The organism is Euzebyales bacterium (assembly GCA_036374135.1).
Taxonomy (GTDB): domain Bacteria; phylum Actinomycetota; class Nitriliruptoria; order Euzebyales; family JAHELV01; genus JAHELV01.
Genome location: DASUUK010000104.1, coordinates 1 through 13,982, shown reverse-complemented (window position 1 = coordinate 13,982; position 13,982 = coordinate 1). Strand labels below are relative to the sequence as shown.

The following is a 13,982-nucleotide window of genomic DNA, read 5'->3' as shown; positions in this document are numbered from 1 at the left end:
ACCAGGCGATCCAGCGGAAGATCGCCGTGCGCGCCTCGGCGCGGGTTCGAAACCGTCGGCGGTTGACGAGCTCGACCTTCAAGGTGGCGAAGAAGCTCTCGGCGACAGCGTTATCCAGGCATTATCCGGTGCGGCCCATCGACCGTCGCGCCCCCAGCCGCTGACACGCGGCGGCGAACGCAGCCGACGTATATTCCGCGCCGCGGTCGGTATGCATGATCACCCCATCCATCGAGCGGCGGCCACGGGTCGCCACCGCCGCCTCCAGGGCGTCGCACACGAGGCCGGCGTCATGGCGGTCGCTCATCGACCAGCCGATCAGATGCCGCGACGCCAGATCGATCGTCGACGCCAGGTACAGCCAGCCCTCGTCGGTCGGGATGTAGGTGATGTCACCGCACCACGCGACATCGGGCCGGTCGGGGTCGAACAGCCGTCCCAGCAGGTCCGGCGCCGGCGCCGCGGTCTCATCGGGCTTGGTCAGGCTGCGGCGTTTCCGCGGGCGGTGCCCCACGAGACCCTCGCGGCGCATCAGCCGCTCCACCCGCTTGTGGTTCACCTGATGGCCCTCGTCGCGCAGCTCGCGGGTGACCCGCGGCACCCCGTAGGTGCCCTCCGAGGCTGTGTGGATCCGGCGGATCGCCGCCACCAACCTGGCCTCGGCGCGCTGCCGTGGCGTCGGCCCGGCCCGACGCGTGGCCGCCCACGCGTAGTACGCCGAGGTCGATACGCCCGCCGCCTGGCAGGCGTCGGCTACCGGGAATCCGTCGGCCTTCCGGTCATCGACGCAGCGGTAGCGGGTCACCGCGTCGACTCCTTCACCCAGAAGGCCGTCGTTCGTTTGAGCAAATCACGCTCCATGCGCAGCTGGGCGTTCTCGGCCTCCAACTCGCGCAGCCGGGCGCGTTCGTCGCTGGTCAGCCCGTCGCGTTCGCCGCGGTCGATGCGGTCCTGCTTGACCCAGTTGCCCAGCGTGGAGTCATAGATCCCCAGCTCCTCAGCGACCGTCGCGATCGGCTTACCGGTCGTGCGGACCAGTTCCACGGCGTTGCGCTTGAACTCGTCGGTGAACTTTCGGCGGGTACGTTTGCCCTGTCCCATGCAGACATCCTCTCACTGGAGGTGTCCTGCCACATGGGGGAGGTCCAAGTAGCGATCGAGGTTCCGTGATGGACTTGGCATGTCAGGGCCTCCTTGGGGCTCTGGCCACGTCCCCGGCAGGTGTGTTCGGCGCGGGGACACTTCTGTGATGAAGCTCGGGTCAGAGCGCGCGGAGGCGCTCGGGCGCGTCGCTGTTCCGCGCCCGTTTCCGCAAGACACCGGGAACCCGGTGATGACGAGCGATAGCCGTGACGCGGCTGTGTGGGGCGATCTGCAGGCTGAACTGCGGAAACGCCGCTATTGGTGTGGAGCGGGTGAGGGGAATCGAACCCCCATCACCAGCTTGGAAGGCTGGGGCTCTACCATTGAGCTACACCCGCAGGGTGTCGTGCAGCCGACAGCGTAGCGCTGCGCGATGGATCGCGGCGAACCGGCACGACGGCGGACGCCCCGCTCAACGGTTGCGCTGCAACCACTTCTCCAGCTGGCGGCGTTCCCGTTTGGTGGGCCGACCGCTGCCACGGTCCCGGCGCGCGACCACGAGGTTGGGCACCTCGGGCGGTGGCGGTGAATGGTCGACGTAGCACTCGGCTGCGATTGGCGCCCCGACGCGCTTGTCGATGATGCGGGTCACCTCCGCGATGCGGTCGCGGCGGTTGACGCGTGCCTCCACACGGTCGCCGACACGCACCGGACTCGCCGGCTTGGCGGACCGGCCGTTGATGCGGACGTGTCCGCCCCGGCAGCCGTCAGCGGCGGCGCTGCGCGTCTTGTACAGCCGGACGGCCCACAACCACCGGTCGACACGGATGCTGTCCATGCGCCCAGTCTCGCAGCTGGCCCGACCGACGGCGGATGTGACCAGCAGCGGTGACGTCCCGCGCCGAGTGGGCGGATCCGCTGTGGGGTGAGTTGTCAACGTGGGCGGGTGGTTGTTTCCCCGGTCGGGTGGCGGGTGTCGTTGTGGGGTGAGTTGTCAACGTGGGCGGGTGGTTGAATTCCCCGGTCGGGTGGCGGGTGGCGTTGTGGGGTGAGTTGTCAACATGGGCGCGGCGTTGATTCCCCAACTGACTTCGCGGGGCGTCAGCCCCGCACGTACGCCCCGCCCGCGGCCAGCGCCGCATCCACCCGGCGGGTGTCGAGTTCGACGACGGCGGTCGGCGGGGGAGGGGACGCCCCGATCGGCAGCCGGCGTTGCCACCACGCGACGTCCCACCAGTCGTCGAGCTTGTAGCCCACGGATTCGTACACGCCGACGAGCATGAACCCGAGCGTCTCGTGGAGCCTGACGCTGGCATCGTTGGGCAGCGCGATGCCGGCGAAGGCGTTGGCATAGCCCTGCGCGGTCAACAGGTCGAGCAGGGTGGTGTACAGGCCGCGTCCGATGCCGCCGCGTCGCGTGTCGGCCGCGACGTAGACCGACACGTCGGCCGCCCACGCGTACGCGGCGCGCCTGCGGTGCCGCCCCGCGTACGCGAAGCCTGTGACCGTCCCGGCGTCGTCGGCGACCAGCCAGGGGAAGCGCATGGTGGTGCCGACGATGCGCCGGCGCATCTCGTCGGCCGACGGTGGCTGAGTCTCGAACGTGATGGCGGTATCGCGGACGAGCGGGGCGTAGATCTCGGCGATCGGCGCGGCGTCGTCAGCGGTGGCCAGCCGCAGTCGCGGGGTCGACATGGCCGCGATGGTTCCACGCGCGGGTGCCGCCGCGGTGCAACCTCGACAGGCGGCGACGGACGGTGGTACCGCGCACGTCAGCAGGCTGGCAACCTGGGAGCCCGGCGGCCGCCGGCCGCGTACGTCAGCCGTCCGGCGGCGCGGCGCGCTCCGTCACGTCCGCGGGGTCGCCCAGCAGCGCGTCGTGCGGCAGGTCGGTGACGAACATGTGCCCCGGAGCGTGGGTGATCAGCAGCGGTGGGACGGCGGCCGTGACCACCACCTGCGGCGTGACGCCACACGCCCAGAAGACCGGCACCTCGCCCTCGGCGACCCGGGCGGGTTTCGCCGAAGTCCGGCTGCTCGAGCTCGGCGATGCCGATCTCGGCGGGATCGCCCACGTGGACCGGTGCACCGTGCGCCTGTCCGTAGCGCCCGGTGACCTCGACCGCGAGGTCGACGGTGTCGCGGCACGGGCCGCATGCTGACGACCATCGGACCGGCCAGCCGCGCGGTCGGCGCGCACTCGCGGTCGGTCACGTACATCGGCACGGTGGTCTGCTGCTCGACGTGGCGCAGTGGCAGGCCGGCGTCACCCATCGCGCGTTCGAACGTGAAGCTGCACCCCAGCTGGAAGGCCACGAGGTCGTCGCGCCACCAGCGTGAGACGTCGGTCGGCTCCGACACCTGCTGCCCATCGACGAACACACGGTAGCGGGGAACGTCGGTCCGGATGTCGGCCTCGGGACCCGCCTTCGGCAGCATCGGATCGCCGGGGCGTCCGCGGTCGATCACCGGGCAGGATCGCGGGTTGGCGGCGGCGAAGGCACCGAACTCGTCGCCCAGTCGGCAGGGAGCACGACCACGTTGGCTGCGCCCGGTCGCCGAGCAGGCCCGCCGTCGTCCCCTTGAACCTCCCGGCGCGGACGTCCGTACGGAAGTCGGCCAGCGTGTCGTAGGTCATCCCTCGCCCCCCGTAGTCGGTGCCGCGCCCGCGCCGGCCGGCGGCACGTCGAACTGCCCCTCGTTCCACCAGCGCTCGTCGAGCAACTCCCGGCGCGCGTGCTCGAGGTGGTCACGGACCCGCCCGGCCAACGTCTCGGGATCACGGTCGCGTAGCGCGTCCACCATCGCATCGTGCTCGTCGGACGCCAGTTCGACGCCGCCGAGCAGGTGCACGTACATCCGCGAGTAGGGCTCCACCAGGTCCATCACCTGCAGCACGACCCGCACGGTGTGCGTCCGTCCCGTCGCCGCGTACATGCGTTGATGGAACTCGTGGTTGAGGCTCGACCAGCGGTCGCGGTGCAACTCGTCGTCGCCATCGGGATGGCGGCGCGCCTCGTGCATCAACGCGCTGAGCTCGGCCAGGCGTGGGCGTGGTGTTCATCGTGACCGCGGTGATCGTCACGCCGGACCTTGCCGGCCTGTTCGCCGGGTTCGTGCCGACCATCCCGTCCGGCTCGCTGCTGACGGTCGTCGCGCTCATTGGTACGACGGTCGTGCCGTACAACGTGTTCCTGCATGCCAGCTCGGTGCAGGACAAGTGGGCGGGGACGTCCCGACCGACCGGGCCGTGTGCGAGGCACGGTTCGACACCCGGCTGTCGATCGGCCTTGGCGGCCTGGTCACGCTGGCGATCCTGACGACCGCAGCCGCGGCGTTGTTCAGCACGGGCCGAGGCATCGAGGACGCCGGCGACATGGCGACGCAGCTCGAGCCACAGCTGGGTCCGGCCGCCAAGTACTTCTTCGCGACGGGCCTGCTGGCCGCCGGCATCACCAGTTCGGTGACCACTCCGCTGGCCGCCGCCTACGCCACGGCGGGTGCGTTCGGGTGGCCGCGCGATCTGTCGGACACGCGGTTCAAGGCCGTGTGGGCGGTTATCATCGCGGTCGGCGTCGCTTTCGCGTTCGTGGGCTCGAGCCCCACGCAGGTCATCGTGTTCGCCCAGGCGGCCAATGGCTGATCCCGCCGATCATCGCGGTGTTCCTGCTGGTGGTGATGAACCGTCGCGACCTGCTCGGTGAGCACGTCAACTCCAGCCGTGCGAACATCATCGGCGGCATCGTCGTGCTCGTCGCCGTCGGCCTGGACATGAACTCACTGTTGTCGGCGTTCGGCGTGACCGGATGACGACGCCCTGACCGGAGGGCTGGATGTGAGCGGACAGGCACGGGCCGGCGTCGACGTCGGCGGCACGTTCACGGATGTCGTCATGCTGGCCGAGGGGCGACGCCCGCGTGCGATCAAGACGCCCACGACGACCGACAACCAGGCGGTCGGCGTGGAGACCGGCGTCGACGAGGCGCACGACGGTGACGTGGCGCTCGTCGCCCACGGCACGACGACCGCCACCAACGCCGTGCTCGAACGCAAGGTGGCGCGCACCGTGTTCGTGACGACCGACGGGTTCGCCGACGTGCTCGCCATCGCCCGCCAGCACCGTCCCGCGCTGTATGACCTGACCGTCACCCGTCCCGAGCCGCTGGTGCCCCACGAGCGGGTGGTCACCGTCGACGAGCGGACCGGGCCTCACGGTGACGCCGTGCGCGAGCTCACCGACGACGAGATCAACCGGGTCTGCGACGCGGTCACCGACCTCGAACCCGAGTCCGTGGCGGTCAGCCTGCTGTTCTCGTACGCCGACGACAGCCACGAACGGCGTCTGTGCGACGCGTTGAGCGAACGCCTGGGCATGCCGATCACGCGGGCCAGCGAGCTGCTGGCCGAGTTCCGCGAGTACGAGCGCGGGTCGACGTGCGTGCTCAACGCGGCCGTCGAGCCCGTCATGCGTCGCTACCTGTCGAACCTGGCCGAGCGTCTGCCCGATCCGGTCATCACCGTCATGACCTCGGGAGGCGGCACGGCCGGCATCGAGTTCGTCGCCCACGCGCCGGTGCACACGCTGCTGTCGGGCCCTGCGGCCGGTGTGGTCGCCGCCGGAGCGATCGCCAGGTCGGCGGGGTTCGACGACGCCGTCGCGTTCGACATGGGCGGCACATCCAGCGACGTCTGCCTGATCCGTGGCGGTCAGCCAGACGTGTCGACGGCCTCGGAGATCGGCGGACTGCCGTTCCGCACACCGGCGGTGGGGGTGCACACCGTCGGTGCCGGCGGCGGCTCGATCGCGTGGATCGACGCCGGCGGGGCGCTACGGGTCGGCCCCGAGTCCGCGGGGGCCGAGCCCGGACCGGCGTGCTACGGCAAGGGCGGGGACCGTCCAACCGTGACAGATGCGCACGCCGCGCTGGGCCACCTCGATCCGGAGCGCCGTCTCGGCGGTGGGCTGCAGCTCGACATCGACGCGGCGCGTCGCGTGCTCGACGACCTGCCCGACGACGCGGGCGGCGCACACGGCGTGCTGCGCGTGGTGCGGGCGACCATGGTGCGCGCGCTCCGTAAGGTCTCGACCGAGCGGGGCGTCGATCCGTCGACGCTGGCGCTGATCGCCTACGGCGGCGCCGGACCGATGCATGCGTCGGCGCTGGCGCGTGACCTTGGTTGCGCCGCCGTGGTCATCCCGCCCGCGCCGGGTGTGCTGTCCGCGCTCGGACTACTGCTTGCCAGCCCTCGCCACGAGGCCTCGCTGACCGTGATGGCCGACGCCCACGCGGACCTGTCGTCGTCCTGGGAGCGGTTGGAGCATGCTGCGCGTGAGGAGCTCGAGCGGCAGGGCGTCGCCTCGGACATCACGCTCACCCGCGTCGCTGACGCACGCTACGTCGGGCAGTCGCACGAGCTGCGGTTGACCGTAGGCGACGGTGACGACATCGCGTCGCTGCTGCACAAGGCGCACACCGATGCCTACGGCTATGCGATGGAGGGCGAGCAGGTCAAGGTCGTCACCCTGCGGGTCGTGGCCGAGGGCCGACCCGCGCTCGACGCACCTCCCGCTGACTGGGACCAGGGCGAACCGGCGGAGAAGCGGATCCGCGAGATCGGCGTGGAGGGGGAGACCGTCGAGGCGCGGGTCGTCAGCCGGGCGGGCATGGCGCCCGGCGACACGATCGAGGGTCCCGCGCTGGTCGAGCAGCGCGACACGACCACGATCCTGGCGCCGGGCGACGTGGGCGAGGTCGACGACGCCAACAACCTGGTGGTGACGTTCGATGCCTGACCACGGCAGGATCGCAACCGTGCACGGAGGTGGGTCATGGCCGAGCTGAGCGCCGTCGAGTTGGAGGTGCTGCGCCACGCACTGGCCGGCGTCGCCGACGAGATGGGTGTCGCGCTGCGCCGCTCGGCCTACTCACCGAACATCAAGGAACGCGTCGACTGCTCGGCCGCGGTCTTCGACCGCAACGCTCAGATGGTCGCGCAGGCCGAGCACATTCCCGTCCATCTGGGATCGATGCCGGGCAGTGTCGAGGCGGCGCTCGAAGCGTTCGGCGAGCTCGAGCCCGACATGCAGGTCTGCGTCAACGATCCATACATGGGTGGCACACACCTGCCCGACCTGACGATCGTGCGGGCGGTCGGTGACGACGACGGCAACCTGCTCGGGTTCGTGGCGAACCGCGCGCACCATGCCGACGTGGGCGGCGCGGCGCCGGGATCGATGCCGGCATCGGCGACCGAGATCGCGATGGAGGGCATCCGCATCCCACCCGTGCTGGTGGCCGACGCGGACGGAGAGCGCACCGATGTGCTGCGCCTGATCGCGGCCAACTCCCGCACACCGTGGGAGCGGCGCGGCGACCTGCGTGCACAGTTCGCCGCCAACCACGTCGGTGCCACGAGGTTGCGCGAGCTCGCCGACCGTCTTGGGCGTGACGGCCTGCACGACGCCATGCAGGCGGTATGCGACTACTCCGACCGACGGGTCCGGGCGGCCGTGCGCGACATCCCCGACGGCACGTACACCCACAGCGACCAGCTCGAGATAGGCGACGGCGTCACGATCGCAGCGGAGATCACCGTACACGACGATGGCGTCCACGTGGACTTCACCGGCACGGACGACCAGGTGCGGGTCAACCTCAACGCGGTGCGCGCCGTGACGCTGTCGTCGGCCATGTTCGTGTTCCGGATGCTCACCGATCCCGACGCACCGCCGAACGCCGGCTGCTACCGCGCGCTTGAGATCACCGCTCCGGAGGGGTCGGTCGTCAACGCGGTCTTCCCGGCGCCGACGGCGGCCGGCAACGTCGAGACCAGCCAGCGGATCGTCGATGTGCTGCTCGGAGCGTTCGCCAAGGCGATGCCCGACCGGGTCCCCGCGGCGAGCCAGGGCACCATGAACAACCTGCTGATCGGGGCCGCCGAGCCGTCGTTCAGCTACTACGAGACGCTCGGTGGCGGGGAGGGCGGCACTCCCGAACGTGCCGGGATGTCCGGCGTCCACACCTGGATGACCAACACCCAGAACACACCCGCCGAGGCGATGGAGCTCGACTATCCGTTGCGGGTGTGGCGCTACGAGCTCCGGCGCGGGTCGGGCGGAGCGGGACGGCATCCCGGCGGCGACGGACTGGTGCGCGAGATCGAGGTGCTGGCCGACTGCACGCTCACGTTGCAGACCGAGCGCCGGGAGCGTGGCCCGTGGGGCCTGGGTGGTGGCGCGGACGGGGCGCCGGGGCGCAACGTGGTGGTGCGGGCCGACGGCACGACTGAGGAGCTTGGCTCGAAGGGCACGTGGGATCTGCAGCGGGGCGATCGCGTGCGGGTCGAGACGCCCGGCGGTGGCGGCTGGGGCCAGCCCGAGGACGCGGACTGATCCGTCCACGGTGGGCATCGCCGCATTCGCGATCGGTGGCTGCGTTCGGCACACCGGCGGCGTCGATGACCGCCGGCGCTGCCGGCCGCGGGCGCGGCCAACGTCGTCGGCTGGTCAGAGCGCCGGCAGTCGCCCGACGTCGCGCATGAGTCCGGGCAGCCGGTCGTGGAACGAGCGACGTATCCGCCGTCGGTCGCCAGGCGGTGCTGCGTCGAGCACCTCGATCAGCTCACTGCGTGCGCGCTGTTCGGCGCCGTACCGAGCCAGCAGCGCGGCACCGGCCGCCGTCATCACGTACCCGCACTGCGGCGGGACGGTGTCGGCGAACTGCAGGAAGGTCTCGGCCGCACCCATCGGATCGACATCCGACTGCTCGAACAGGCTGAAGCGCCCGTCGTGCTCACGCAGGGTCCATCCCGAAGGTGCGTCGAGTGGTGCGCCGACGTCCACGTCGCAGCCGGGTTGGCGGGGGCTCGGTCCGAGCAGCAGCACGTACAACGGCAGTTCGGGTGGCACGCCCCGCCGTGCGCGGGCCACGAGGTTGGCGACGAGCACGCGGCGCGCCGTCGTCAGATAGCGCGGAGCCGCGATGAACGGGTGACGGAACGCCAACGGCGGCGCCACGTTGTCGTACAGCACGACCGCGTCGCCGGGCAGGCTGTCGATCATGCGGGCGGCGGTGGCCCAGTCCGCGGAGTCGTCCTCGCGCAGCACTTCGGCCGTCGCCGGTAGTTGGCCGGCGACCATGGCCGCCAGCAGCACGCCGAGGACCGTTCGCGTCCACGTTGAGGCCGACCGGTCGACGGCGCGGCGGGCGAGTGCGGCCGCGACGAACCCCAGTGTCGGGACGAAGAAGTAGGCGAACCGCGGTTGGTAGACCATCCCGAAGACGCCGTCGTGGGCCGGTGTCTGGATTGCGAGGTGGTAGTACACGGCCCACGCGACCGGCGGTGCCAGCAGCACCCACGCCGTCCACGTGCGGGCCAGCCACCGGCGGGCCGACGGCACGATCAGGGCCGCGATCATCAACGCCAGCGTCGTCGGCCACCAGGGGAACGACTCCGCCAACACCCGCGGGAGGATCGTCACCAGTCCGTGGACCTGCGGACCGATGTTGGACAGCACGGCGAACGGGTTCGCCTCGGCTGACGTGTTCCTGACCGACGCCTGCAACGCCTGATACTGCGGGTAGGCGACGGCGACGAGCGCGACGGTCAGCGCGACCACGGGCGGCAGCACCCGACGCCAGTCGTAGGGTCCTAGCCATCCGAGCACCACCAACGCGATCACCGCGGTGAGCAGGAAGGCCGTCGGTTCGGGCACGCGTGCCAGGGGCATGAGGCCCGCGGCGGCCAGGACGCCGACCAGCCGGGCGATCCGCCCGGTGTCCAACCACCGCTGCAGCAGGTAGGCGCACAGCACCATGAGGAACAGCGGGAGCGCGTAGGGGCGTACGTACGCGGAGTAGCGCACCATGAGCGGGGCTGTCGCCACGACGCCGATCGCCACGGGACCGGCGATGCCCAACTGCAGCCGTGCGAACAGCGCCGCGAGCACGGTCAGGGTGCCAATCGCCGGGACGACCGATTCGAGGCGCTGTTCGATCTGGCCGATCCCGAGCGTGCGATGCACGAAGACGCCGATGCTCGGTCCGAGGGGCGGCTGGCGCGTGCCGGCGATCGCCTGGTCGAAGTCGTCGAAACGGTACGCGTTGACCTGCTGCAGTTCGTTCTGGTTGTACGGCTGTGTGATCGCGGCACCGACGATGAGCGTCGCGCCGATGAGGACCGCGATCACATATGCGATGGCGAGGGGCCAGGTGCGTCGGTGTCTGCGTGGTACGCCGGCCGGCGCACTCGGGGATGGGTCGGCAGCCACCTCCGGAGTGCGCGCGTCGAGCGCGGCGGAGCGTGCCGCCGGCTCCGCCTCGTCAGCGGCGTCGGCCACCCGTGGGGTCTGCCGGGTCGAGGCGGCAACGCCGGTGTGCGCCGCGGTCGTCTCGGGGGCAGACCCGTGCTCACCTGTCGACGGTGGGGGAGCACCGACCGCGGGCTCGTCGGATGCCGTCCGCGTGTCTGCTCCGTCCACGTTCCCCGTCCGCATCCCTACACAGCGCGTTGCCGCGCTGTAGTCGTTGCCGTCCGCCCGCAGCCGGGCGTTGACGTCTCCCTCGTCCGCCCGCGTCCCGAGCGGCGTGGTGCTCACGCCACGGTATTGCGTCCCAGCAGCGCCTGCGCATCATTCCGCGCCGGCCGCGTGGTCGAACATCTCGCCACGATCGGTTCGTTCCGGCCACGCGGTGGCGCGAGCTCCGCTGATCCCGACGCACGACCGTCACACAGCCGGTGGCTCATGACCGCCCCGGCGACGCAGCATCGAAACGTCGTACCGTCTCCTCCGTGACGTCGTCGGCCTGGCGGCGATGTCGGACCCGCGCGGTAGGCACGCTAGGCTCAGAGATCCCTGTGCGTTGGGCCGCGACGACCTTCGGCGGTGCAGGGCTCGGGCGTCGGTCTGCGGCGGTCGCGTGCGGGTGCTGCCTCACGGCTGCTGACGACGGCGGGAGAGCGGAACGAGGATGACCAGGGAGCTCACAGACCGCGCGGGACACTCGACCGATGCAGACGTCGGTCGGACCCTGGTGATCGACGTTGTGCGGGTTCATCGGTTCATGGCGATCGTCACGGGGCTGCTCGCAGTTGGTGCCGCGGCGGCGCTCGTGATCCAGTATCCGCTCGGCTTCGGTGGCGGCACTGCCGGTGCCGCAGCACGACGTCTGTTCGGCCTGAACGGGGAGCGCGGTTTTTGGGCGGCAGCTTCCTTTCTGTTTCTCTTTGTCACCGCGGTGACCGTGCACCTGGGTACGTGGGCCGACAACGTCAACCCGTCGGTCGCCACGCACTCGCGACGCTGGCGGCTGCTGGCCCTAGCGATGGTGTTCGTCGCATTCGACGAGGCCTTCCGCGTGCACGAGTGGATCAACGGGTTCCTGCAGACACGGCTCGGGCTCACCGGGTTCCTGCACTTCGCGTGGGTGATTCCGTACGGCGCCGCCGCGGCGGTCATCGCCGGGCTGATGGTGAGACCGCTGTCTGAGCTGCCTCGCCGCACGGCGGCGCTCATGGTGGCGGGCGGGTTCTGTTATGTGCTGGGCGCTGCGGGCGCTGAGTTGCTCGATGGACAGCTCAAGACGATCAACGCGCCGAGGTCCGTCCGGGAGACACAGATCGTCATCGAAGAGGCACTCGAGTGGGCCGGTGTCTGGATGTTCTTCGCCGGAGTGATGACGCTGCTGTCCAAGGCGACACTGAGCGTTGCGGTGAACAGGGACGCAGCGGGCCCTGGATAGGGTTCATCGCGCGTCGCGCGATGCATGCTGCGGGACGACACCACGACACGGTCAGCCTGAGACTGCACGCCCCGCGTTGAGGTAAGCACGCGCGCCACACCCGTCGGTCGGACACCTACAGGAGCGGAGCGAGGCTCGAGCCAATGCCGGCTGACTCGAGCGACGCCGCCCCGAGCCCCATCCACACGACCCTGCCACTAGCTGGTCCGCGTGGAGGCGGACTGCGCTGCAGCCTCCGTCTCGTCGTCCAGCAGATGGCTGACCATCGTGTCACCGAGATCGAGCCCTCGCTGGAGCCGCTTGTAGGTCAGCTTGTGCACTGGGGCGCTGTCAATCAGCTGGCGGAACCGCTCGGGATCGTATGGATCGAACATCGCGCGCGCGAACCGCGACAGATCCGACAACCGCAGCATCGGCATCCGCTCGCAGCATGCTGCGACGGTGGGATCCGTGTGGCACAGTGCCTCGAACAGATGGTGCAGCACGTAGTAGTCGATGGCCTCGGCGTGGTGCCGCCAGTAGGCGAGCTGCGCTGACCGCAGCGCGGTGATGACGTGGCCGCCCGGGTCGCTCGCCATGAACCAACTCGCGATGCGGGTGCGCCGGGAGCGCGGGGCGAAGAACCCGGCGGTCAGCAGCTCCGGGAGTAGCGCGAGCACGTTGCGGCGGACCAGGCACGTCGCGTCCAGCCACACCCCGCCGTGACGCGCCAGCAGGTCGATCCGCAGCACGTCGGAGAACTTCGTCCGATCGCCCCGTGTCCGGTCACGGACGTACCCCGGGATGTCGACGTGGTCGTCGACGGTGTCGTCGTCGAGCACCATGACCTGCGCGGGATCGTGGTGACGCAGCAGCGCGGCGTGGCATCGGCGGACCACGGCAGGCGCATGCGCGATGCCCTGCCCCCAGTACATCCACACCCGCGACGGTGCGTCCCGTGACACCGGTTGGTCGTTGACCGCGCCCGCGCGGATCTCATCGATGTGTTCCGCGATGAACTGCAGCAGTCGGCGTCGCACACCGAAGCGCAGTGGATCGTCGGTCAGGAGCCGGCGCTCCGCTGGCGTGCGGTCCCCGGCACGGTCGGCGATGTCGACGGCGGCGCGTCGCATCCCGTCCGCGTCGCCCATGAGGCCAAGGACGTGCGCGAGTCGCTCGCGCCAGACGTCCACGCTGTCGTCCAGCTCGAGTGCGGCGCGGTAGCGGTCCGCCGCGACTGCCCATCGACCCGCTCGGTGGTGCACGCGGCCGAGCCGGTAGTGAAACTGCGCGTTGTCGCGTTCCAACGCGACTGCCGCGGCGTATGCCTCTGCCGCTGCGTCCCACTGAGTGCATGTTCGAGCACCCAGCCGAGCCGGAAGTGCCACTGCGCGCGCTCACCGTCGAGTGCAACCGCCGCGGCATACGCGTCCGCCGCGTCACCCCACCTGCCAGCCTCGGCGAGTTCGGCGCCCAGGCGCAGATGCAGACGAGGGTCACGTGGGCTGTAGCGGATGGCCAGACGCAAGGCGGTCGCCGCGAGCGTCGGAGATCCGAGCCGCCACGTGACGCGCCGGCGTACGCCCGCCATGCGCCCCAGGACGGATCCACCAGACGTGGTGACACGGGTGCGTCCGGGGTCGGGAACAGCCAGCCGATCAGTCGTACGAGTCGAGACGCTATCACGCTGCGCAGCCGACCCGCCCCATGCCCTCAGGGAAGACTCGAACGACAGGGGGCGGCCAATCACCGACCGGTCGCGCATCTGCTCCGCAGCTCGCGGGCACATGGGCGGTCATCGCGACGAGGACGGCACGGATCCATCGGATCGTCTGGCGGCTCGTCCGCAGCGGCACCACGGCTGCACGCCCGAGCGCAGAACACGTGAGCAGGCGGACGACCTCGGACCGGGCGAACTCGAACCCCCGAGCTCCTGCTCCCAACAATCCCGGCCTCAACGGCGTGCTGACCAGGCAAGACACAGATCACGCGCGAGCGAAACGCGTCGTGTTGTCCGCTGTCGCGCCGAGGGGCGCTGGCGTGGCGGCGGACCTCCACACCGGGCAGGTCGGCAAAGCCGGTCGGATCGGCTGTGACCACGATGCGACCGCCGGACACCGCGGTGGCCGCGATGATCAGGTCGTGCGCGCCGCGTCGTCGACCGGCCGTGCGCGTGGC

The 13,982-nt window shown here is 70.6% G+C and carries 14 protein-coding genes and 1 tRNA gene; 6 read left to right on the top strand and 9 right to left on the bottom strand.

Annotation, left to right across the window (positions count from 1 at the left end; all coding sequences use genetic code 11):
* Positions 1-121: 121 nt before the first annotated feature.
* From VFZ70_17010 to VFZ70_16985, 6 genes are all read right to left on the bottom strand, one after another.
* A complete protein-coding gene (locus VFZ70_17010) occupies positions 122-805 on the bottom strand; it encodes an IS3 family transposase (protein HEX6257512.1) in 684 nt (227 codons plus the stop codon).
* Positions 802-1,101 (bottom strand): transposase, encoded by a 300-nt coding sequence (locus VFZ70_17005; GenBank protein HEX6257511.1) that lies wholly within the window; start codon positions 1,099-1,101, stop codon positions 802-804. Before VFZ70_17005 ends, VFZ70_17010 begins: the two co-directional genes overlap by 4 nt.
* Before the next feature lie 306 nt (positions 1,102-1,407).
* Positions 1,408-1,481, bottom strand: a tRNA-Gly gene (locus tag VFZ70_17000).
* Positions 1,482-1,555: 74 nt separating this feature from the next.
* Positions 1,556-1,921 (bottom strand): RNA-binding S4 domain-containing protein, encoded by a 366-nt coding sequence (locus VFZ70_16995; GenBank protein ID HEX6257510.1) that lies wholly within the window; start codon positions 1,919-1,921, stop codon positions 1,556-1,558.
* 263 nt (positions 1,922-2,184) lie between these two features.
* Complete coding sequence (locus VFZ70_16990; GenBank protein ID HEX6257509.1) at positions 2,185-2,778, bottom strand: arsinothricin resistance N-acetyltransferase ArsN1 family B; 594 nt, start codon at positions 2,776-2,778, stop codon at positions 2,185-2,187.
* Positions 2,779-2,902: 124 nt separating this feature from the next.
* On the bottom strand, positions 2,903-3,040 hold the full coding sequence (locus VFZ70_16985) for a hypothetical protein (GenBank protein ID HEX6257508.1): 138 nt from the start codon (positions 3,038-3,040) through the stop codon (positions 2,903-2,905).
* Between VFZ70_16985 and VFZ70_16980 the strand changes: the two genes are divergently transcribed.
* Entirely contained in the window at positions 3,030-3,245 is a 216-nt protein-coding gene (locus VFZ70_16980; protein HEX6257507.1) for a hypothetical protein, read from the top strand. The two genes, VFZ70_16985 and VFZ70_16980, sit on opposite strands and share 11 nt — an antisense overlap.
* Before the next feature lie 472 nt (positions 3,246-3,717).
* Here VFZ70_16980 and VFZ70_16975 read toward each other — a convergent pair whose 3' ends face one another.
* Positions 3,718-4,128, bottom strand: a complete 411-nt coding sequence (locus tag VFZ70_16975) for an FCD domain-containing protein (GenBank protein HEX6257506.1) — start codon at positions 4,126-4,128, stop codon at positions 3,718-3,720.
* A gap of 175 nt (positions 4,129-4,303) precedes the next feature.
* Between VFZ70_16975 and VFZ70_16970 the strand changes: the two genes are divergently transcribed.
* Genes VFZ70_16970 through VFZ70_16955 form a run of 4 tightly spaced genes read left to right on the top strand, consistent with a single transcriptional unit; the run spans position 4,304 to position 8,476 of the window.
* Entirely contained in the window at positions 4,304-4,726 is a 423-nt protein-coding gene (locus tag VFZ70_16970; protein HEX6257505.1) for a divalent metal cation transporter, read from the top strand.
* Positions 4,727-4,743: 17 nt separating this feature from the next.
* Positions 4,744-4,893, top strand: coding sequence for a hypothetical protein (locus VFZ70_16965; GenBank protein ID HEX6257504.1), 150 nt, complete (start codon positions 4,744-4,746; stop codon positions 4,891-4,893).
* A 25-nt stretch (positions 4,894-4,918) separates the two neighbouring features.
* Complete coding sequence (locus VFZ70_16960; protein ID HEX6257503.1) at positions 4,919-6,877, top strand: hydantoinase/oxoprolinase family protein; 1,959 nt, start codon at positions 4,919-4,921, stop codon at positions 6,875-6,877.
* Between the two features lie 36 nt (positions 6,878-6,913).
* A complete protein-coding gene (locus VFZ70_16955) occupies positions 6,914-8,476 on the top strand; it encodes a hydantoinase B/oxoprolinase family protein (GenBank protein HEX6257502.1) in 1,563 nt (520 codons plus the stop codon).
* A 114-nt stretch (positions 8,477-8,590) separates the two neighbouring features.
* Here the strand turns inward: VFZ70_16955 and VFZ70_16950 are convergent, their stop codons facing one another.
* Complete coding sequence (locus VFZ70_16950; protein ID HEX6257501.1) at positions 8,591-10,273, bottom strand: hypothetical protein; 1,683 nt, start codon at positions 10,271-10,273, stop codon at positions 8,591-8,593.
* A 781-nt stretch (positions 10,274-11,054) separates the two neighbouring features.
* Between VFZ70_16950 and VFZ70_16945 the strand changes: the two genes are divergently transcribed.
* On the top strand, positions 11,055-11,825 hold the full coding sequence (locus VFZ70_16945; GenBank protein ID HEX6257500.1) for a hypothetical protein: 771 nt from the start codon (positions 11,055-11,057) through the stop codon (positions 11,823-11,825).
* Positions 11,826-12,022: 197 nt separating this feature from the next.
* Here the strand turns inward: VFZ70_16945 and VFZ70_16940 are convergent, their stop codons facing one another.
* Positions 12,023-13,192, bottom strand: a complete 1,170-nt coding sequence (locus VFZ70_16940) for a capsular polysaccharide synthesis protein (protein HEX6257499.1) — start codon at positions 13,190-13,192, stop codon at positions 12,023-12,025.
* Between the last annotated feature and the right edge of the window lie 790 nt (positions 13,193-13,982).